At 36.9% G+C, this 19,919-nt stretch carries 18 protein-coding genes and 1 other annotated feature; of the genes, 14 read left to right on the top strand and 4 right to left on the bottom strand.

What is annotated here, in order from left to right; genetic code table 11:
* Nucleotides 1–30 precede the first annotated feature (30 nt).
* Nucleotides 31–642 carry a metallophosphoesterase gene (locus IGK91_RS10370; protein WP_081123368.1) on the top strand — a complete coding sequence of 204 codons (612 nt, stop codon included), beginning with the start codon at nt 31–33 and terminating at the stop codon, nt 640–642.
* Nucleotides 643–761: 119 nt separating this feature from the next.
* On the opposite strand, the gene IGK91_RS10365 is transcribed toward IGK91_RS10370, so the two are convergent.
* Nucleotides 762–1,538 carry a hypothetical protein gene (locus tag IGK91_RS10365; protein ID WP_258924976.1) on the bottom strand — a complete coding sequence of 259 codons (777 nt, stop codon included), beginning with the start codon at nt 1,536–1,538 and terminating at the stop codon, nt 762–764.
* Between the two features lie 137 nt (nt 1,539–1,675).
* Nucleotides 1,676–2,707 (bottom strand): YiiX/YebB-like N1pC/P60 family cysteine hydrolase, encoded by a 1,032-nt coding sequence (locus IGK91_RS10360; RefSeq protein WP_325810360.1) that lies wholly within the window; start codon nt 2,705–2,707, stop codon nt 1,676–1,678.
* Nucleotides 2,708–3,441: 734 nt separating this feature from the next.
* Here IGK91_RS10360 and IGK91_RS10355 point away from each other — a divergent pair.
* The 6 genes from IGK91_RS10355 to IGK91_RS10330 all read left to right on the top strand — a co-directional run bounded on the left by IGK91_RS10355 (nt 3,442) and on the right by IGK91_RS10330 (nt 9,993).
* Nucleotides 3,442–3,993 (top strand): hypothetical protein, encoded by a 552-nt coding sequence (locus IGK91_RS10355; protein ID WP_237558630.1) that lies wholly within the window; start codon nt 3,442–3,444, stop codon nt 3,991–3,993.
* A 230-nt stretch (nt 3,994–4,223) separates the two neighbouring features.
* Nucleotides 4,224–5,003: a hypothetical protein gene (locus IGK91_RS10350; protein ID WP_080292488.1), complete on the top strand. Its 780-nt coding sequence runs from the start codon at nt 4,224–4,226 to the stop codon at nt 5,001–5,003.
* A 98-nt stretch (nt 5,004–5,101) separates the two neighbouring features.
* A complete protein-coding gene (locus tag IGK91_RS10345; RefSeq protein ID WP_010720808.1) occupies nt 5,102–5,386 on the top strand; it encodes a hypothetical protein in 285 nt (94 codons plus the stop codon).
* Nucleotides 5,387–5,425: 39 nt separating this feature from the next.
* Nucleotides 5,426–5,695 carry a hypothetical protein gene (locus IGK91_RS10340; protein WP_010737141.1) on the top strand — a complete coding sequence of 90 codons (270 nt, stop codon included), beginning with the start codon at nt 5,426–5,428 and terminating at the stop codon, nt 5,693–5,695.
* A 1,616-nt stretch (nt 5,696–7,311) separates the two neighbouring features.
* Entirely contained in the window at nt 7,312–8,433 is a 1,122-nt protein-coding gene (gene mnmA, locus IGK91_RS10335; protein WP_010720804.1) for a tRNA 2-thiouridine(34) synthase MnmA, read from the top strand.
* A 432-nt stretch (nt 8,434–8,865) separates the two neighbouring features.
* A complete protein-coding gene (locus IGK91_RS10330; RefSeq protein ID WP_010737144.1) occupies nt 8,866–9,993 on the top strand; it encodes an aminotransferase in 1,128 nt (375 codons plus the stop codon).
* Between the two features lie 112 nt (nt 9,994–10,105).
* Here the strand turns inward: IGK91_RS10330 and IGK91_RS10325 are convergent, their stop codons facing one another.
* Nucleotides 10,106–11,407 (bottom strand): multidrug efflux MFS transporter, encoded by a 1,302-nt coding sequence (locus IGK91_RS10325; RefSeq protein WP_010737145.1) that lies wholly within the window; start codon nt 11,405–11,407, stop codon nt 10,106–10,108.
* Between the two features lie 149 nt (nt 11,408–11,556).
* Between IGK91_RS10325 and IGK91_RS10320 the strand changes: the two genes are divergently transcribed.
* From IGK91_RS10320 to IGK91_RS10310, 3 genes are all read left to right on the top strand, one after another.
* Nucleotides 11,557–12,123 (top strand): TetR/AcrR family transcriptional regulator, encoded by a 567-nt coding sequence (locus IGK91_RS10320; protein WP_010720801.1) that lies wholly within the window; start codon nt 11,557–11,559, stop codon nt 12,121–12,123.
* Between the two features lie 123 nt (nt 12,124–12,246).
* Nucleotides 12,247–12,624 carry a DUF1033 family protein gene (locus IGK91_RS10315; RefSeq protein ID WP_010720800.1) on the top strand — a complete coding sequence of 126 codons (378 nt, stop codon included), beginning with the start codon at nt 12,247–12,249 and terminating at the stop codon, nt 12,622–12,624.
* The gene (locus tag IGK91_RS10310) at nt 12,557–14,629 is read left to right on the top strand and encodes a DNA topoisomerase III (RefSeq protein WP_071859342.1); all 2,073 of its coding nucleotides are present in this window, start codon (nt 12,557–12,559) and stop codon (nt 14,627–14,629) included. The genes IGK91_RS10315 and IGK91_RS10310 overlap by 68 nt, the downstream gene beginning before the upstream one ends.
* Before the next feature lie 230 nt (nt 14,630–14,859).
* On the opposite strand, the gene IGK91_RS10305 is transcribed toward IGK91_RS10310, so the two are convergent.
* Nucleotides 14,860–15,345: a prolyl-tRNA synthetase associated domain-containing protein gene (locus IGK91_RS10305; protein ID WP_010737147.1), complete on the bottom strand. Its 486-nt coding sequence runs from the start codon at nt 15,343–15,345 to the stop codon at nt 14,860–14,862.
* A 92-nt stretch (nt 15,346–15,437) separates the two neighbouring features.
* Nucleotides 15,438–15,668, top strand: a binding site (T-box leader).
* Nucleotides 15,669–15,868: 200 nt separating this feature from the next.
* Between IGK91_RS10305 and IGK91_RS10300 the strand changes: the two genes are divergently transcribed.
* From IGK91_RS10300 to IGK91_RS10285, 4 genes are all read left to right on the top strand, one after another.
* Nucleotides 15,869–16,510, top strand: coding sequence for an amino acid ABC transporter permease (locus IGK91_RS10300; protein WP_010720797.1), 642 nt, complete (start codon nt 15,869–15,871; stop codon nt 16,508–16,510).
* A gap of 11 nt (nt 16,511–16,521) precedes the next feature.
* On the top strand, nt 16,522–17,157 hold the full coding sequence (locus IGK91_RS10295; RefSeq protein WP_430605297.1) for an amino acid ABC transporter ATP-binding protein: 636 nt from the start codon (nt 16,522–16,524) through the stop codon (nt 17,155–17,157).
* Between the two features lie 16 nt (nt 17,158–17,173).
* Nucleotides 17,174–17,992 carry an amino acid ABC transporter substrate-binding protein gene (locus IGK91_RS10290; protein ID WP_010720795.1) on the top strand — a complete coding sequence of 273 codons (819 nt, stop codon included), beginning with the start codon at nt 17,174–17,176 and terminating at the stop codon, nt 17,990–17,992.
* Nucleotides 17,993–18,264: 272 nt separating this feature from the next.
* Complete coding sequence (locus IGK91_RS10285; protein ID WP_010737149.1) at nt 18,265–19,701, top strand: glycoside hydrolase family 1 protein; 1,437 nt, start codon at nt 18,265–18,267, stop codon at nt 19,699–19,701.
* Nucleotides 19,702–19,919 lie beyond the last annotated feature (218 nt).

Raw genomic sequence — 19,919 nt, 5'->3', positions numbered from 1 at the left:
TAAAAGAAAAAGACGTAAGAAGGGGTCAATATGAATTTTTTTATTAGTGATATGCACTTTTTTCATAAAAACTTATTAGGCAAAAATGATTTTGCCCCTCGTTTATTTGCTAGTGTGGAAGAAATGAATCAGCAACTAATCAATAGCTGGAATAAAGTTGTCAAAGAAACCGATCATGTGTATCACTTAGGCGATCTGGCGATGCACCCACAATATGAAAAAGGTAGCCAAGACATACTGGAGTTGGTGCAACAACTCAATGGGACAATCCATTTGATCAAGGGGAACCATGACAGCCGTGCTTTTTTCAGGTATTTAGAAAAACATCATCCAGGAAACAAGGTTGGTTCAAAAAAGTTTTATTTTTATGATGTCGGAACTATCATCAAATTCAATCATCAGCAATACTATTTGACTCATTATCCAATGTTGCTGGGATCAAACGATAGTATCCGTAATCTTCATGGACATATCCATCATTATAGTGTACCGATCGGTAATGATGTGAATGTCGGTGTAGATGCGCCAGAAAGAGAACTGTTGAAAGTGCAACAACCCTTTGGCACACCGTTATCAGAAGATGACATTGAAGAAATTTACGAAGCCAAACAACAAGAATTAGCACGTCTTCAACAAAAATAAGGACGTAAAACATTTCTGCTAGTCTAGAAAAAATAATCCTCTTAAGTTCGCTGTTAAAGCGAACTTAAGAGGATTTTTAATCATATGATGGATAGTGATTTTTTTGTTCAGTCTAGTCCTTATAAAATGCAATAGACATATTGACCATTGTCATTATACCCTTTAGCGACTGTGGCGGTACCTTGATTTAGTTTGCTCACGTCTTGCGCGATATCTTTTGAATAAACGATCAAAGTTTTTTCTGTCGTATGTTGATTCAACCAATCGATCCCGTAATCAACAGTTTGGTTCTTGATGATATTGTTGTAATATTTGCCATATTTTTCTTTAGCTTCTGCGGTCATATGGTAATCATAATTCAGACCGTAGCCATTTCGGTAAGCGACGGCGGTTGAAAAAGAACCATGGAATCGCAAATACGTCGCATAACGATAGGTGCCATTTTCTAGTTTAACTAAGGCGTAAAAATGATTGTAGAAATAATACCAACCACCCGCCATTTTATTATGAGCAACATCGGCATTTAAAGGATTGGGGTTGCTCAAGTTATATAGTTCATAGATCGACAAGTTCTCCGTATAATCAAATCGTTGTTGAGTAAAAGCCGGTGGCGTATGAATGATTTGATTGACTTGATACCCTTTGATTGGGTGGGCTTTTTTATCGATCTTCGTATAACTCAGATTGTAACTTAAGTGATTGAAATCAGTCGTGATATCTGAAGAATAGACGATCTCGAAGGAACAGTGTGTGTAGGTATTGATCCAGTTCATCACATAGTTTGGGATGTCTTCGGTCGCAATCATTTTTGGAATCACCGGGATTTTGGGATCTGCATATTTTTGTTCGGCTTCTTTAGTTAACTGGAAGTTGGCAAAAGCATTTAATTGCGCCACCACTTTCCCAAAAACATTACGACCTAAAGTTAATTCCGTGCTTCGGTAAGGTTTCTGGGTGTTTTGGTCGATGGCGATGAAGTAATAGTCATTTCTTAGGTTGTATATATTTGAATTGGATCTGAAAGTAAAGTCGGCTACTTTTTTTCATCGGGTCCTCCGATTGGTGAGCTAATAACATTTTGCAAGTAATATTGATAATCTACAAAGGAAGGGCTGGTTTTTTCAACTTTATCCGAACGTAAGATATCATTTGGTGTTACACCAGGTTCATTAAGTAAATCATCAGTTTCTAAATCAATCCCTTGAAAATTAGGATAATATTCTGGGGTTCTATCATCAATTCTACCATCTGGGGTCGCATTCATGTAAGCAGCCCAAACAAGTGTGGAACAATACCAATTTTCTCTGGAAGATAAACGATTCTTATGTTGAAGAAAATCTATTGATATATGATAAGGCTTGCCTAATTGACTGCGCATAAATTGAATGGCTGCATTTTTTTGCAAAGCAGTAGCTTCCGGGACTCGTAAAATTGTTGCTTCAGTATAATCAAATCGTTGATCATCTAATACTCCATAGACCACTCCACCTGCCTTATCTGGAAGATCATCACTTTTACTAGTCGCTTCGATAGTTCTAATATATCGGGAAGTTTCTGCTTTCCCATTAATCATATGGGTTTCTTCATAAATTCCTTCGACAATCATCACATGATGAAGAAAGTAGGGAGTTGCTGGGACTTCAGCCCGATTTTTCTCAAAAATAATGTCCCCTGGTTGCACGGTATTCAATAAATCATAGGTTCCGTAAGTTGGCTTTTCTTCAAAAGTAATATTGTCTAATGAATTGCCGATATTAAAGGACCACAACGGAGCAATTTTCGCTAAACGTTCTGCTTCTGCTGGTAAATATTGGTCGTTGACGGATTGCAGATACTCTTTTAATTGGTCTTCGTCTGACAAGGTATCTTTCAAGGTGGTTTGCTGATAATAATTAGCGGTGAATTCTTCAAAGGTTCGATCAAAGGAAGCGTATTCATTTTTGAAAAAATCATAGTATTCAGTCAGTTGTTCATCAGTTGTGGTATCGCCATGGGCGTCGGTGACAGGAACAGCAAACAAAAGTGTCCATAAAAAGGTGACAATAAAAAATAATTTAAATTTCACGGGTATTCCTCCTAATTTTTATGATAAAATAATAACATATGAAAAATAATCTAGCATCTATAAATACTTGTTATTTTTGTTTTTTATTGACGTGAAATACGAAGACATAACAGCTAGAATGGAATAAATTAAAATAAGATTGTAAGCGTTGTTATTTTGTTTTTATGATAAATACAGAGTATTTTTGTTGTTTTTTTAGCTTTTATTTAGGGTTTTATAGAAGGGGGTAATAAAAAAAGTGTAACCTAGTTAATGTGTATAATGATTATTTGTTATTAAATTTTAGGTTTTATTTAATTTAAGATAACATTTTTTAAACAAATGAGTTTAACCTTTTTGCTGAATCTAGATTTTGTAATCGATTATTTCTAGAAAAAATGGTAAAAGGGTAGTTTTTTTAATAAATGTTTTTTTCACAGATTATGATAATTCTATTTTACTTTGTTCATTAATATAAAAGGAGAAGATGAGAATGAAGGCTTATCTAGTTGGTTTGGTGCTATCCATGTCAGTGTCTCTTGGGTGTGTGATAGCGCTTTACATGTATTATCTTGTTCTTAAAACTTTGGTTCCGTTCTTTCTTATCATGGTGTCAGGATTGATCGGTCTATTTTTTGCTACATTTTTAAAAAATTAGTTAGGAAAATAAAAAAGGAGTGGTACAAATGCTATCGCTAGACAGTAAAACGTGTATAAAGGTTTCAAGAAATTTCTTAATCGGTAGTTTTTTCTTAATGATGTTGATGATTGTTGGTTTGCTTGGTAAAGTTAATGGATTTATTCCGTTAAGTGATCTTCCAGAAGGAAGTCTGATGATTTTCTATTATCTTAGCTGTTTGCTCAGTGGTCTCAGTTTGATTTTTTCTACAGGTACGCATTCAAAAATTTTAAAACGGACAGCGGCGATTATTCATTTTAGTAGTGTTTATTGGTTTTCTCTCTTTATTTTTGCTTTTCTTTTCCATGTACTTTTTTTAATCGTTCTTTATTTGTTCCTAGCTATCGTTTTACTGACAGCAAGCAAGCAGAAATGGCTAGCGATCACTTTCTTCGGGATACCGATGATTATTTCAATTGGCTTTTTTATCAAGCTCAATTACGAACTAATCCTTTATGGGGGGGAATGGTCATGGGACACCATTGGATACATAGTCATTCTTCATTTATCAGGTTTAAGTGGTCTGATTCTTTCAACGCAACTCGATAAGGGAAAAGCCAAGTGGATACTTTTGGGTATTAATTATTTATTTGCAACTTATTACCATATCTACATCTTTCTTCAGTGAGACGTCTTACATACATATCGAGTACTGGAAAGGGAAGTGGCTTGCTAGAATATAAAAAGGTTTTTTGTTAGAAAGGAGTAGTGTGGATGTTGTCGCTAACAAGTAAGACCTGTACGAAGTATTCCATGATTTTCTTCGTCTGTAGCATTTTTCTAGGTACATTATTAGTAATGAGGGGCTCTGTTGGGATAATTGTGAAATCTTTTCACAATCTTTCAGAAGTAAGTTTAGTGTTAATCTATTGTCTTTGCTTTTTACTCAGTGGACTTAGTTTGTTGTTTTCTACCGGAGTGTATGCCACCCCTTTAAAAAAATGGACAGCTATCGTTCATTTTGGCTGTCTTTATTGGGTTTTATATATTTTTATCGGTTTTATTGGCATTCAAAGATATGATTTAATTGCCTATTTGCTACTAACAATTTGGCTACTGAAAAAAAAGGATCAGAAACGCGAGGCGATCATTTGTTTGGGATTGCCAATGGCTTTGTCAGTCGGACTTTTTATAGAGATCAGTCTTGTGTTCATCTATTATCTTTGTTGTTTACTCAGTGGACTCAGTTTGCTTTTTTCTACTGGTGTACATTCAAAACTTTTAAAAAGATGGGCAGCTTTCATTCATTTTGCTTGTATTTTTGGAGTCGTATTTATTTTTATCGGCTTTGTTAGTATTGCAAGATTTGATTGGCTTATTGCGCTAATTGTTTATTTGCTACTATCTATCTGGTTACTGAAAACAAAAGATCAGAAACGAGTAGCGATCATTTGTTTAGGATTACCAATGATCTTGTCAGCTGGCTTTTTTATCAGGGTCCACTACAGTTACCTTACCTCTGGGGATTATTTGCGTACGCTTGGATTTTTGATTTTACTAAGTTTGTCTGGGGTGGTTGGTCTTATTCTTGCGGCGAACCTCAAGAACGAGAATAGAAAAGTCAAGTGGGTTCTCTTAGGGATCAATTATTTTTTTGCAACCTATTTCCATATCGTCGTTTGGATTTTTGGTCTATAACTATCAGGTATTTGACAAAGGCAAGTGTTTAGGAGAGATGAGTATTCTTATTAAAAATACTAAAAAATGTGTTTGAAGAATGAAAAGGAGAGAAGAAAATGATCCCATTAAAAAGTAAAACCTGTACCATCATTTCATTTGTTTTGTTAGCGTTATCTTTTAGTGTTGCTTATGTTGGCTATATCCAAACAGATGAGCTTAATTTTCTATTGTTAGTGAGGATTACGTGTTGGTTATTAGGTGGCGCTAGCCTTTTCTTTGCTACCAAGATCAAATCTAATTATCTAAAAATAGTAGTGATCCTTCTAAATTTTATCAGTCTCTATAATTGGCTGTATAGCTGGCTTGATAACTGGTTTGATATTTGGCGAAGATTTAATTGAATCGGTTTGGCATTTTTAAAAATTATTGAAGGAGAAAAGATGAAAAAAATAGTTGACCATAAAGGGCTATGTCTTGCTATGATTCTATCGACTAGTTGTTTCCTAACGCTGTACCATATTTATGATTTTTACTTAGATATCGAAGGGTTATTTTTAGAATTATTGATGATTATTCTTGGTATTACAGGAATTTACTTATCAATGAAGATCCGACAGACACGTTGGCGATGGTTCTTATTAGGGATCAATTACTTCTTTGCTACTTATTTTCACGTGGTCTTTCTGCTCTACATAATTTTTGATTTATAAGGATAAATTGACGAATGAAAACGGTTGAAATGGATCAACTGTTTGTATAAAAAGTGAGAAAAATAAATGTAAACGAAAAAAGTCTAGACGATAAAAAAGGAGATGTATGAATGTTTCTAGAAAAAAGTAAAACCTGTATGATTGTTTCGTTAAGTTTATTAGGCATTTGTATTATTTTAATTGCTATGCCCGTCGTTAGAAAAGAACAAGCAATATGGTTGGTCTTATTCTTGTTGCACAACTCGAGGATGGAAAAATCAAGTGTGCATTAGTAGGCATTAGTTACTTCTTTGCTACTTATTTTCACGTGGTTCTTTTGATTAACGAAATTTTTTGGCTATAAGGAATAAGTTAGGAGTGGGGAAAAAGCAAAAAATTAATTGGCTAACAGGTAGTAATTAGTTCTTCACCACCTACTTTAAGCAATTTATTAATAGAAGGCTATATTTTTTAGGAATATTCCTTGGTTTTATTATGCTTATTGTACAAGATACAACGTTGATTTTCTTATGCGATCGATTGTTGCTTGTTGGAGATGGAGTAGAGGGAGCTTGCTTTTTTTGAAAGTATTGCTTCTCAAGGATTAAAAAGATTAGTGATTATACTTAATCTTATTTGTATCTATGGTTGGATTTGGCTTTATTGTCATAGCGGATGAAAGGAGGAAAAAAGTGAATAAAAAATTTTATTTAATATGTCTAGGTTTGTCTATGTTTTGGTCAATTAGTAGCTTAGTATGTGTGCATTTTTATTATGGAGTAAATAGCCCCCAAGGACTGTTTTTAATCATGAGTATGATTATACCTGGAATAATTGGGCTCTACTGCTCCACCAAGGTTAGCCATCAAAAAATAAGAGGGATCTTACTTTTTACCAACTATCTATTTTTTACATATTTCAATTTTATGCAACTTATGGAAATTATAGGTTATTTACTTAACTTTTTACAAAACAAATAAACAAAAAACATCACTTTTATTTCAAAGGAGAAAAAAGATGCCATCATTAAAATTAAAAAAAGCTACAATGCTAACATCGTTTTTGTTACTTAGTCCGATTGTTTTGACTAGTTTGTACTTCATTCCACGTATCAACAACTATCATTACGTCTTTTTTATATTCGTGATGATGAGTTGTTGGATCATCGGAGGGGTTAACTTGTTTTTATCCACAAAAATTGAATCCAAATTCTTAAAAAGAATCATTATTTTCCTTAACCTAATCTGTATTTTGGGCTGGCTTTTTTTTGGGGGGTGAAAAAAATGATACAAATTGAAAAGAAGAAAAATCATTTTATTTAACGTATCAGGTATATCTTTTAACAAAGATGGTGCTATTAATCCTCAATTATTTGTTTGCTACTTATATTCTTTCCTTACGCTTATTTTCTTCATGTGGATAGTCTTTAACTATGATCAATCGACTGAACAAAAGCAAATGATAGAAAGACGATTCCAATTTTCTTTTTTTAAAAGTGATTAAAAGGCTATACTGATACTTTGATAAATAAGGGATGAAATTTTCAAGAATATATCGTATAATGTAAAGCACTGAAAAGTTGCGACCTTCAACTCGTAGATGATTTCAGAAAATCTAATTGAAATGATGGTGATACCATGAAAGACAACAGCAAGACACGTGTTGTCGTTGGGATGAGTGGCGGTGTCGACTCATCTGTAACAGCACTTTTACTAAAGGAACAAGGCTACGACGTCATTGGGATCTTTATGAAAAACTGGGATGACACGGATGAAAATGGTGTATGTACAGCTACGGAAGATTATAAGGATGTAGCGAAAGTTGCTTCACAAATCGGGATTCCTTATTATTCTGTCAATTTTGAAAAAGAATATTGGGATCGTGTATTTGAATATTTCTTAGCTGAATACCGAGCAGGACGGACACCTAATCCAGATGTGATGTGTAATAAAGAAATCAAATTTAAAGCATTTTTAGATTATGCGATGGATCTAGGTGCTGAATACGTAGCGACTGGGCATTATGCGCAAGTAGTGCGTGACGAAAATGGCGTAGCACATATGCTTCGTGGTGTAGATAACAACAAAGATCAAACTTATTTCTTAAGCCAATTGTCACAAGAACAATTAGCGAAAACAATGTTCCCACTAGGTGGTATGGAAAAAACACAAGTACGTGAAATTGCGGAACGTGCAGGTTTAGCAACTGCTAAAAAGAAAGATTCCACTGGGATTTGTTTTATAGGCGAAAAGAATTTTAAACAATTTTTAAGTAATTATTTACCAGCTAAAAAAGGAAATATGGTGACACTTGATGGAGAAGTCAAAGGTCAACATGCTGGATTGATGTATTACACGATCGGTCAAAGACAAGGCCTAGGGATTGGTGGTGGCGGTGCATCACAAGAACCTTGGTTTGTAGTCGGAAAAGATCTTGCAACGAATACGTTATATGTAGGACAAGGATTTCATCATCCTGCCTTATATGCAACAAGCCTTGATGCGAGCGAAATCCATTTTACAACGAATGAACCAATGCCAAAGGAATTTAAATGTACAGCTAAATTCCGCTACCGCCAACAAGATGTGCCGGTAACGGTTCGGTTATTAGAAGGCGATCGTGCCGAAGTGATTTTTGATGAACCTGTACGGGCGATCACACCAGGTCAAGCTGTCGTCTTTTATGATGGAATGGAGTGCCTTGGTGGTGGCTTGATTGATCATGCCTACAATAAAGAAAAAGTCTTGCAATATGTGTAAATCTTGCTTGCGAACAGCTCTTTGAACAACTTTCTTTTGTTAGAAGAACAAGAAAAGAGTTAAGACAAGTTTAGTTCTGAGAAATAAGCCGAAGAATCCGAAAATAGTTTCGCCTATTTTTGGTATTCCTCGGTTTTTTTTGCTAGAGTGTCTTCTGAAATATCAGTAAGGGGTTTTTGAAGCAAAGAGTTTTCAGATTTTTGTCTAATAATTTTTTCTGAAGAAAACAGTGTCAGGCGACTTTTTCAACAGGCGGTTCTATCTATTTGAAAGCGTTATTTTTAAAAAGAGAGTATAATAAAATCGGAAACCGACCGTTTATCTCATTTACATGGCATCTAGGAGCGACGAGTGTTTCTTGGTTTGTTTGAGTATCGATGAATAGAAAGTAGTGAATCAAAAATATTGAAGAAAGCAAAAGGAGCGAAAAAGATGGAAATCACACATTTTGGACTGGAAGAATGGTTGAATAAGTGGGAAAAAGAAGCAGTATATGACCTTGCACAAAGTTCCATCGAAGCACTGACGTTAGAAGAACTGATTGGGTTAGACGGAACGACAGTTACTGATTTTTTTCAATCTTTGAGTAAAACGTCGTTGGATTATGGGTGGAGCGAGGGGACGGCAACTTTCAAAAAAGAAGTCGCTTCTTTGTATCAATCGCTTTCTTCAGAAAACATTATTCAAACCAATGGGGCGACTGGGGCGAACCTTTTGGCGCTGTATGGATTGATTGAACCAGGAGATCATGTGGTCTCCATGTTGCCAACCTATCAGCAATTGTATGACTTACCCAAATCTTTAGGTGCAACTGTTGATTTCGTACCACTCACAGAAGAAGAGGAATGGCGTTTTGATAGTGTGAAATTAGTTGATGTGATCCAACCAAATACTAAAATGATTTGTTTAAACAGTGCCAATAATCCAACGGGTACATTGTTGGATCGCCAAACATTGGAAGAAATTATCGAAATTGCCGAAAAAGTCGATGCGTATATTTTGATGGATGAGGTGTATGCCCCATTAGCAGGGGGAGATTTTGTCTCAATCGTGGATCTGTATGACAAGGGGATCACGACTAATTCATTGTCAAAGACTTATTCTGTTCCTGGTATACGCATCGGCTGGGTAGCAGCGAATCAAGAAATCATTGAGCGTTTAAGAAAATACCATACCTATTTAGTACTTAGCGGTGGTGTTTTGTCAGATGCATTAGCGGTTCACGCACTGAGGAATAAAGAAAAGATCCTTGCACGAAATAAAAAAATCGTTTCGGAGAATTTAGCCATCGTTGAAAAATGGCTGGCTGATGAACCAAATGTCCAATTAGTGTTACCGAATCACGTGTCAACGTCATTCATTCGCTTGAACATAACAGAAGATGATGAGCAATTTTGTATTGATCTTCTGAGAGAAACTGGTGTCTTACTGGTCCCAGGTAGTGCCTATGGGGTGCCTCAGCATGCGCGCTTAGGGTATTGTTGCAAGAAAGAAACATTAGAAAAAGGGTTAGCGTTACTTTCAGAATATCTAAAAGAATGTGGAAAAAACAAAGTATGAGAAATTTAAGAGACCCCCAAAAGCTAGACTAAAAAATCTAACTTTTGGGGGCCTCTTCAATCTTAAATATGACGATAGTTCTTGTTTATTCAGATTGACTATTATTAAGCGATCAATGTCCATGAGGTTGTGTGTGTTTGTCTGAAGAAAGGACAGGTGTATCGGATGTTTCTGATGAGTCAACAAGCTCATTGTCATGGATTTCTTGTGTGTTACGACGTACTAGTAAGAAGTTCACTAAAACAAGTAAAGAAGTGGAAAGAAAGACTCCTCGGTAACCAAACACGCTTGAAACGCTCGAACCAATCATTGGACCAACGACATTCCCAGTTGCTTGGAAGGATTGATTGTAGCTAAAAATCCGACCGGCGGCGTGATGTGGGGAATATTTGGTGATCAAAGCTTGGACAGCTGGAAGCAAACAAGCATCTGAAATACCGATCAAAAAACGCAACGCAGCCAGTTCCCAGACATTCGTGACAAAGGCCATTGGGATATAAACTAAAATTGCAAATCCTAAGCCAATAGCTAAAATACGTTCACTCCCGATTTTATCGCCTAAGCGACCAAAACGAGGAGCGGCGATCAATGTGGCAATTCCTGGGATCGAAGCAATGATCCCACTAATCAGTGTGACACTTCCATGTCCATTTAGTAACTGACGAATATATAAACTAATGATTGGGCTAATAGAATTATTCGAAGCTTGAATAATCATTGTTGTGACGAACATACCAATCACGACATGAGGATATTTCAATTCTTTGAATATTTGTTTGGCAGAAGCCATATTTTCCTTTTTAATAGGTACAAATGTTTCATGAACAAAGAAAAGACTTAATAAAAAGACGAAAAATAAAATGATTCCTGTGATGAAGAAAGTTGGACGATAACCAAATGCTGAGGCTGAAATCCCCCCAAGTAAAGGACCAAGCAATGTTCCTGTGACGGAACCAGTAGCCAATGTTCCTAAGACTTGACCACTTTTTTCTTTCGGCGTACCAGTAGCGACAAGGGCAGTGGCATTACTGATGTAACCAGAAAAGATCCCTTGTAACAACCGCAGTGCAACGAGTTGATACACACTGGTCACACAACCCATCAAGGCAATAACGACAGCCATCCCTAAGGAAGCACGCAAGAGCATCAATTTTCTGCCTTTCTGATCGGCTAATTTGCCCCACCAAGGAGAAATCAATGTGGTGACGAAAAACGTAGAAGAAAAGGTCAACCCACTCCAAAAATTCAATTGCGACGTACTATAGTTACCTAACGTATCTATGTATAGTGACATAAACGGCATGACTAAGCTAAACCCAATCCCTGCCATAAAAGTCCCAAACCATAAGACAAATAAGTTTTGTTCCCAAGTTTCTCTTTTCCTAAATAATTTTTCTTTGATGCGTGTGGTCACTGTTATGTCCTTCTTTCTGAAAATTTTCATTTACATTCATTTATTATAAACTACAATGTGTAGTTTATCAATGGAAGCCTCTTTTTTAAGTTCGTTTTTCATGGTAAACTAAAGTTGTTAAGTAGTTAACATACGAGAGGAACAACGAAATGAAAAAAAGAAATCTATCTCAAGAAAAAATCATCGCTTGCTTTCGTGGACTAGCGGAAGAGATGGATGTTCAACAAGTCACTTTTCAACACCTGGCTAAGGCGCTAGACGTCAAGTCTCCTTCCCTCTATAATCATTTTAAAAATATGCGTGATGTAAAGACCGCATTGACTGCAAAATTATTACAAGAGTTAAACGAAGCGTTGCGTCGTTCTTTGGTTGGAAAAAGTGGGGCAGAGGCGCTGCGTGTCTATGCACAAGTCTATCAGTCTTTTGCTTTTGCGAACCAGGCCGTTTACGAGTTGCTGATCAGTGTCCCTCACACCAATGAGGAGATTTTGTTAGAAGGAATCTATGAAACGAATCAGATCATTCTACAATTATTTGATGCCTTTGATTTGACTCGAAAAGAAAAAACGCATCGCAGCAGAGAATTGCGAAGTATCATCCATGGCTATTTGTCTTTACGATTTTTAGGCTATTTCACAAAGGAAGCAACTGTGTCTCCTGAAGAGAGTTATTCTTGGATGATCAATGACTTTATTGCCACTTTACCAAGTAAATAAGTAGTACGTTTCTTTAAAATAGACAAATTCATAAAATGTCCCTTTTATAAGAGGAATTTCTTGCAACTTTCTTGAAAAGTGTCTAAGATGAGTCTAGTAAAATCGTAGAGAAGGAGCACGAGTATGTATCAAGTAGTGACAATGTTCGGAGATAATGAGCCTTGGTGGTTCTTTGAGAATTGGGAAGAGGATATCGAAGTAGAAGAAACATTTGATTCTTTTGAAGAAGCACAGGTTAATTATGAACAAAAATGGCTTGCAATCAAAAATAAATACGAATATATCCATGCAAAAAGCAACTTTCTAAGTGCCTTCTGGAATGACGGAGACGAGCGCTGGTGTGAAGAATGTGATGATGATCTTCAACAATATAAAGGGTTAGCCTTATTGAAAAATCATCAGCCAATCACTTTAGAAAGCAGAAAGGAATTTTATGAAACAACTAATTCTAGCGGAAAAACCAAGCGTTGCGAAAGACCTAAGCAAGGTGCTTGGTGCTAATCAAAAACACAAAAATTATTACGAAGGACCCAAGGTGATCGTTACTTGGGCCCTTGGTCATTTGTTAGGGCTGAAAATGCCTGAAGACCTCAATAAAGAATGGCAAAGTTGGCAAATGGAAACGTTGCCGATGATTCCTAAAAATTTAGGAATCAAACCACTGCCTAAAACAGGTCACCAATTAAAAACAATCAAGCAATTGGCGCAACGTAAAGATGTGTCAGAGGCTGTGATCGCTACGGATGCCGGAAGAGAAGGGGAATTGGTTGCTCGGTGGATCTTGGAATATGTCCGCTTCAATAAACCAGTGAAACGTCTTTGGATTTCTTCCCAAACAGATAAAGCAATCAAGACAGGATTCAAACAATTGAAGCCCGCAAAAGACTATGATGCACTTTACTATTCGGCGCTAGCTAGAGCAAAGGCTGACTGGTTAGTAGGATTGAACGTGACACGGGCGCTGACTGTGAAGTATCAAGATAATCTATCCGCTGGTCGAGTTCAAACTCCAACACTCGCCTTGGTTAGAACACAAGAACGGAAAATTGAAACATTTAGACCACAAACCTATTTTTCAATTTTATTAGATGTACAAAAACAACAAGCAAAGATGGTTCAAAAAAATCAATTCGCATTGAAATCTCATGAAGAAGCTCAATCATTAGTGAAAGAGTTAGCTAAAAATAAAGGGACTGTGACAGCCATCCAAGAAAAAGTAAAAGTGGAGCCGGCACCATTGCCTTATGATCTAACGGAAATCCAGCGAGAAGCAAACCAACGTTATGGCTACTCTGCTAAAAAAACTTTGGGACTGGTCCAAAGTTTATATGAAACGCATAAAATCGTGACGTACCCTCGTACAGATAGCAAATATCTGACGAGTGATATGAAAAGTACGATGAAAGAGCGTTTACAGGCGGTCAGCGATTTTTCTCCAGAAGTGAAACAGTATTTAAAAAATGGGGCAGTTGTTCGACAAACAAAAGTCTTCCAAGACAGTAAAGTTACTGATCACCATGCGTTATTACCAACTGAAAATCGTCCACGCTATGAGAAACTTAGCAACGAAGAACAAAAAATCTATCAAATGATTGTTACTCGATTCTTAGGATTATTCGCTGAGCCACACAAAATCAGTCAAACAAAAGTGACTGTGACATTTGGCAAGGAACAATTTGTGTTCCATCAAAATCAAGTCCTTCAAGCTGGTTGGAAAGATGTCAGTCAAAAGGAGAGCAATGAAGTGGACTGGGTGGAGGGAATGCGTATCCAACCAGAATTTACGATCAAGAAAGAACTATCGGCACCGCCTAAGCCTTTGACAGAGGCGAGTTTACTAGGACTTATGGAAAAACATAGTTTAGGAACACCGGCAACTCGCGCCGAAATCATTGAAAAGTTGATCAAATCGGAATTGATGGAACGAACACCGCAAGGCTTGCAAGTCTCACCAAAAGGGAAGCAATTATTGGAATTAGTCAATCCTTCCTTAGTGACCCCTGATTTAACAGAAAGCTGGGAGAAAGACTTAGAAGCAATTGCAGCGGGGCAAAAACAAGCCAGCCAATTTTTAATGGGCATTGAAAAAGAAACAAAACGATTGGTACAAGAAATCAAAACAAGTAAACAATCTTACCAAGATTTCTCGATCACACAGAAAAAATGTCCAGACTGCGGTTCCAATCTTAGAGAAAAAAATACTCGAGATGGCAAAATCTATGTCTGCACGAATCAAGATTGTCATTACCGTAGAAGAAAAGATCCAAAAGTCTCGAACCACCGTTGTCCGCAATGTCATCGGAAAATGGAGATCATCGAAGGCAAAAATGGCGCTTATTTCCGTTGTAAATATGATGGGACGACCGAAAAAATGTTAGATAAAAAAGAACAAAAGAAAAAAATGACGAAGCATGAAGAACGTCGTTTATTGAAAAAGTACACGCAAGCAGAAGAACCGGAAGAAAGCCCACTTGCTGCAGCTTTAAAAGCAGCAATGAAGAAATAGCGTGTCGTTTGTTGAAAATCAGCAATGGTTTTTGAGACCACTATTGTATGTTAAAAAATGGTGATTGGTTTCAAGTGATTGCTGTTTATGTAACATGGTTTAGAATGTGAAAGAAGCTTAGTCTGAGACATAAGTCATGAGGTTCCTCTTAGAAATTGTTGTTTTTACGTACAATTTTAGGAGGAACCTCATTTTTTGTATGTTGGGCTTTTTATCACAAATAGCCGTGCTTATAAATCTTCGTAGATAGGTGGATGTTCAAGGTATTCTAAAATCTTGATGAAATCTAAAAATGATAAGATCAATGTTGTCGTGTTGACATTTGGATGAAATCCTACGGTAGAGGTTTGATCAATGGCTGAGTCAATGACTACTTGAATCGCTTTTTCTTGATCATGCATCAATGCAAAAGGTGTAACAGTACCGGGAGCTACCCCTAATAAATCAAGGAGCTGTTCTTCTGAAAGAAAAGACAAACGCTTCTCATTCAGCTGTTCTGCAAGTTGTTTCAAATTTGCCTGCTTTTCATCAGGTAAGATAACAAGATAAATTTGTTTCCCTTTTTTTGCTTTTAACACGAGATTCTTCACTTGAGGTCCTGGTAGTGTAAATGGCAGATTTTTGACAGAAGTAATCGGTGGATGATCCACCTTTTGATAGGGAATGCCTAGTAAATCAAGTAATTGATAGGCTTCTTTTTCAGTAGCAAAAACCATCGATTGATCGCTTCCTTTCTTTTTCTTTCATTCATTATAAAAAAATAATTGACAAAAGAAAAATAATCGTGTAAATTACACGTAAGTTAAAATCAACGACATCGAAAAGAAGAGTAGCGATTAAATGTTTGAAGAGAGTCTCTGGCAGGTGGAAAGAGATAGCAGTTAATGGTGAAACACATCTTGGAGTCGATTTTCTGAAATACAGTAGGAAAATCCGGGAAGCCCGTTACAGCTGCGGTCATTGTTTGATGACCAGATAAGGTTAGTTTCCGTGAGGGACTAGCAAAAAAAGGTGGAACCACGTAATTTACGTCCTTTGGTCATTTGACCGAAGGACGTTTTTTTATTTTCGTGTGAAGTAAATGTCCAACAACAATTACTTTTGTTTTACCTCATTTTCTGGAATGACTGCGTGAGGTTTCTTTTGTGAAAAAGAAACAAACAGAGGTGGGAACACGTGTGATGCGTCCTCTTGACGAGAGTCAAGGGGATTTTTTTATTTAAAAGGAGGAAGAAAGAAATGAATTATTTGCTGGAAGTCATGCCACAACTATTAGTAGGGGCTCTTACAACGTTGAAATTATTTATTTTTACCTTGATTGGATCATTGCCATTAGGGATCATTTTAGCATTAGGGTTGTCTTTACATTTTAAACCAATTCGTTATATCTTGCAGACCTATGTCTGGGTCATGCGTGGTACACCGTTATTACTACAATTGATTTTTGTTTTTTATGGATTGCCAACGATCGGGATCGTCTTTGACCGTTTTGAGGCAGCATTATTGGCTTTTGTTTTAAATTATGCCGCTTATTTTGCTGAGATTTTTCGTGGGGGGATTCAATCGATTCCCCAAGGACAATATGAAGCTGCGCAAGTGTTACAGTTGAGTCCTTTTCAAACCGTCACAAAAATCATTATCCCACAAGTGACAAAAATCGTTTTACCATCGGTTGGGAACGAAGTGATTAACTTAGTGAAAGACTCTTCATTGATCTATATCTTAGGACTAGGAGACGTTATGCGAGCAGGGAAGATTGCGATGGAACGTGATGCAACATTGCTACCATTACTAGGTGTGGCTTTCATCTACCTAGCACTAACTGGTATCTTAACGATCATCATGAAACAAGTAGAAGGAAAATTAAACTATTATCGCTAGGAGGAATGGACATGATTGAATTAAAGAAAGTAAGTAAAGCATTTGGAGAAAAGAAAGTAATCAACGCGTTAGATCTAGTCATTCCAGATGGTCAAACCATGGCGATCGTCGGTCCTTCTGGTGGAGGGAAAACGACACTTTTGAGAATCTTAGCAGGATTGGAAAAAGCAGACAGTGGGGAATTTTATCTGGATGGTGTAGACTTTGACCCATTTGAATTGAAAACGAAAGAGCAAGTCGTAGGTGTTGTTTTCCAAGATTTTCAACTGTTTCCACACTTAAGTATTTTTGACAATATCACTTTAGCGCCTAAAATGGTGTTGAAGCAATCGAAAGAAACGTATACGAAAAAAGCACAGGAATTAGCCGATTCACTTGGGATCAGTGATTTACTCAACAACTATCCTTATCAATTATCTGGCGGTCAAAAACAACGGGTAGCGATCGCACGTGCCTTGGCAATGAATCCTCGAGTTCTTGCTTATGATGAACCGACAAGTGCCTTAGACCCTGAGCTGCGACAACAAGTAGAAAACTTGATCGTCTCATTGAAGGCAGAAGGTGTGACACAAATCATCGTAACCCATGATTTAGTGTTTGCGGAAAATGTGGGAGATCAACTCGTGAAGGTCATCCCAAACAAGTAAGAAGGAGGGACACTTGATGAAAAAAATCAGTTTGCTACTTGCGATAGTTGCAGGGATCGTCTTTCTTTCTGGTTGTAGGAATGAAAAGACAGATAAAGATAATTGGTCAACGATTCAATCAGAAAAAAAAATCATCATCGGGTTAGATGACACCTTTGTACCGATGGGGTTTCGTGATAAAGAAGGAAAACTAACAGGTTTTGATATTGACCTTGCTAGAGCAGTTTTTAGAGAATATGACATCAAAGTCGTTTTCCAACCCATTGACTGGTCCATGAAAGAGTTTGAATTGAATAATGGGACGATTGATCTCATTTGGAATGGGTATACTAAAACAGCTGAAAGAGCCAAAAAAGTCCAATTTTCAAAACCTTATATGCAAAACGAACAAGTCCTGATCACTACGAAAAAATCAGGGATCACCAGCTTTGCTCAAATGAAGGACAAAATCCTAGGAGCTCAAAATGGTTCTTCTGGTTATGATGCCTTTATCAAACAACCAAAAATATTAAAAGATATTGTAAAAAATCAGGATGCTGTTTTATATGATAGCTTTAATGAAGCATTGATCGATTTGAAGAGTGGACGGATCGATGGGTTATTGATGGATAAAGTATATGCTGGTTATTACTTGAAGCAAAAAAATGAGTTGGATCAGTTCAATATGATCAAAGGGGATTATCAAAGCGAAGATTTTGTCGTGGGTGCCCGAAAGAAAGACAAGGAATTAGTGAAGAAAATCAATGAAGGGATTGCGGAATTAGAAAAAACAGGAGAATTCCAACAAATCTCAGACAAATGGTTTGGTGAAGATGTGACACCCGTTCAGAAGTAAACAGGCAATCTAACATCATTGAGTGTCTTAAAAAGAAGCGTGGTAATTTGAGTGTCTCTCAGTTCACACGATAAAACCTATGAAATTAACCTGCGCCAAATGAATAAGCAAGAATTTTTGAAACACATATTTTAAAAAATTCTTGCTTATTTTTTGTCTGAAAAATTCCAATGATCATAAAATTGTTCAATGATTGATTTCTCCTTTTGTATTGAAAGGGGTTTCGTGTTATCCTTTTTTAGTAAGGATTGAAGCAAGAAAGGAAGAGATTGATGGAACACCAAAAATTAACTGAATTTCCCCAAGATTTTCTTTGGGGATCAGCCTCAGCGGCTTATCAAGTTGAAGGAGCCTGGCAAGAAGACGGCAAAGGAGAATCGGTCTGGGATCGTTTTGTCCGTATTCCAGGGAAAACTTTTAAAGGAACAAACGGCGATCTAGCGGTTGATCACTATCATCGCTTTAAAGAAGATATTGCTTTAATGAAAGAACAAGGATTGAAAGCGTATCGTTTTTCAGTTGCTTGGACTCGCATTTTTCCTAATGGTCGTGGGGAAATCAATCAAGCAGGGTTAGCTTTTTATGAAGAGCTGATCGACGAGTTGATTGAAAACGGGATTGAACCAATGTTGACATTGTATCATTGGGATCTTCCACAAGCCTTGCAAGATGAGTATGCAGGTTGGGAATCACGCCAAATCATTGAAGATTTCACTAATTATGCTGAAACATTATTTAATGCTTTTCGAGGAAAAGTCCATTATTGGATCAGCTTGAATGAACAAAATATTTTTACTTCACTAGGCTATTTATTAGCTGCTCATCCACCAGGTGTTACTGATCCGAAACGGATGTATCAAGTGAACCATATTGCTAACTTAGCAAATGCAACAGTGATCAATAAGTTTCATGAATTAGGAATGCCAGGTAAAATCGGTCCAAGTTTTGCTTACACACCTAATTATCCAATCAACAGCGATCCTAAAAATATTTTAGCTGCAGAAAATGCGGAAGATTTGATGGCTCATTACTGGATGGATGTCTACATGTGGGGCAAGTACCCGATCGCCGCTATGAAATTTTTAGAAGAACGTGGCTGGGCACCTGAAATGGTTGAAGGAGACGCAGAACTGCTTGAATCTGCTAAACCAGACTTCTTGGGGATCAACTATTATCAAACAGCTACTAATGCCTTTAATCCGTTGGATGGTGTAGGAGCTGGAAAAATGAATACCACTGGGAAAAAAGGATCTTCTGAAGAAACAGGCGTCCCAGGAATGTACAAAAAAGTCGACAATCCTTTCGTTGAACGTACGAATTGGGATTGGGAGATCGACCCAGAAGGATTGAGAATCGCATTAAGACGGATTACGAGTCGCTACCGAATGCCTGTATTGATTACTGAAAATGGTTTAGGGGAATACGATGAATTGACAGAGGACAAAAAGATCCACGATGAGTATCGTATCGCTTACCTTTCAAGTCATGTCAAAGCGATTAAAGAAGCGATCTCAGATGGTGCTGAAGTCCTTGGTTATTGTACTTGGTCTTACACTGATCTGTTAAGTTGGTTGAATGGCTACCAAAAACGTTATGGATTTGTTTATGTCGATCAAGATGAAACTCAAGCAGGATCATTGGATCGCTACAAGAAAGATAGTTACTATTGGTACCAACAAGTGATCAAAGAAAATGGCTCAACGATCTGACCTTTTTAATAGTAAACGTTCAGGGAAATAAAGCGTAATCGCTTTTTTCTAAAAATAGAAGCAGTGAGGATAAAACTTTCCAGCTTCATTGAGTTCACTGAATGAACCAAATGAATTGAATGAACCGAAATTCCCAAAAACTTTCTTGGTTTTTGTGGAATTTCGGTTTTTTTATCATAGTTTCTCGATAGGGGTGCAGGATCTAGCCATTGGTTATT

The organism is Enterococcus sp. DIV1208, assembly GCF_050530455.1.
In the GTDB taxonomy this organism is placed as follows: domain Bacteria; phylum Bacillota; class Bacilli; order Lactobacillales; family Enterococcaceae; genus Enterococcus_B; species Enterococcus_B hirae.
Note: the sequence above shows the minus strand (reverse complement) of the source record. Positions and strands in the feature narration are given on the sequence as shown.

Excerpts from the sequence above, each read along its gene's own strand:
- IGK91_RS10290 (WP_010720795.1), top strand. The coding sequence starts at position 17,174 with ATGAAAAAAATCAGTTTGCTACTTGCGATAGTTGCAGGGATCGTCTTT.
- IGK91_RS10370 (WP_081123368.1), top strand. The coding sequence starts at position 31 with ATGAATTTTTTTATTAGTGATATGCACTTTTTTCATAAAAACTTATTA.
- IGK91_RS10300 (WP_010720797.1), top strand. The coding sequence starts at position 15,869 with ATGAATTATTTGCTGGAAGTCATGCCACAACTATTAGTAGGGGCTCTT.
- mnmA (WP_010720804.1), top strand. The coding sequence starts at position 7,312 with ATGAAAGACAACAGCAAGACACGTGTTGTCGTTGGGATGAGTGGCGGT.
- IGK91_RS10340 (WP_010737141.1), top strand. The coding sequence starts at position 5,426 with ATGAAAAAAATAGTTGACCATAAAGGGCTATGTCTTGCTATGATTCTA.
- IGK91_RS10345 (WP_010720808.1), top strand. The coding sequence starts at position 5,102 with ATGATCCCATTAAAAAGTAAAACCTGTACCATCATTTCATTTGTTTTG.
- IGK91_RS10355 (WP_237558630.1), top strand. The coding sequence starts at position 3,442 with ATGATGTTGATGATTGTTGGTTTGCTTGGTAAAGTTAATGGATTTATT.
- IGK91_RS10320 (WP_010720801.1), top strand. The coding sequence starts at position 11,557 with ATGAAAAAAAGAAATCTATCTCAAGAAAAAATCATCGCTTGCTTTCGT.
- IGK91_RS10285 (WP_010737149.1), top strand. The coding sequence starts at position 18,265 with ATGGAACACCAAAAATTAACTGAATTTCCCCAAGATTTTCTTTGGGGA.
- IGK91_RS10310 (WP_071859342.1), top strand. The coding sequence starts at position 12,557 with ATGAAACAACTAATTCTAGCGGAAAAACCAAGCGTTGCGAAAGACCTA.
- IGK91_RS10295 (WP_430605297.1), top strand. The coding sequence starts at position 16,522 with ATGATTGAATTAAAGAAAGTAAGTAAAGCATTTGGAGAAAAGAAAGTA.
- IGK91_RS10305 (WP_010737147.1), bottom strand. The coding sequence starts at position 15,345 with ATGGTTTTTGCTACTGAAAAAGAAGCCTATCAATTACTTGATTTACTA.
- IGK91_RS10315 (WP_010720800.1), top strand. The coding sequence starts at position 12,247 with ATGTATCAAGTAGTGACAATGTTCGGAGATAATGAGCCTTGGTGGTTC.
- IGK91_RS10330 (WP_010737144.1), top strand. The coding sequence starts at position 8,866 with ATGGAAATCACACATTTTGGACTGGAAGAATGGTTGAATAAGTGGGAA.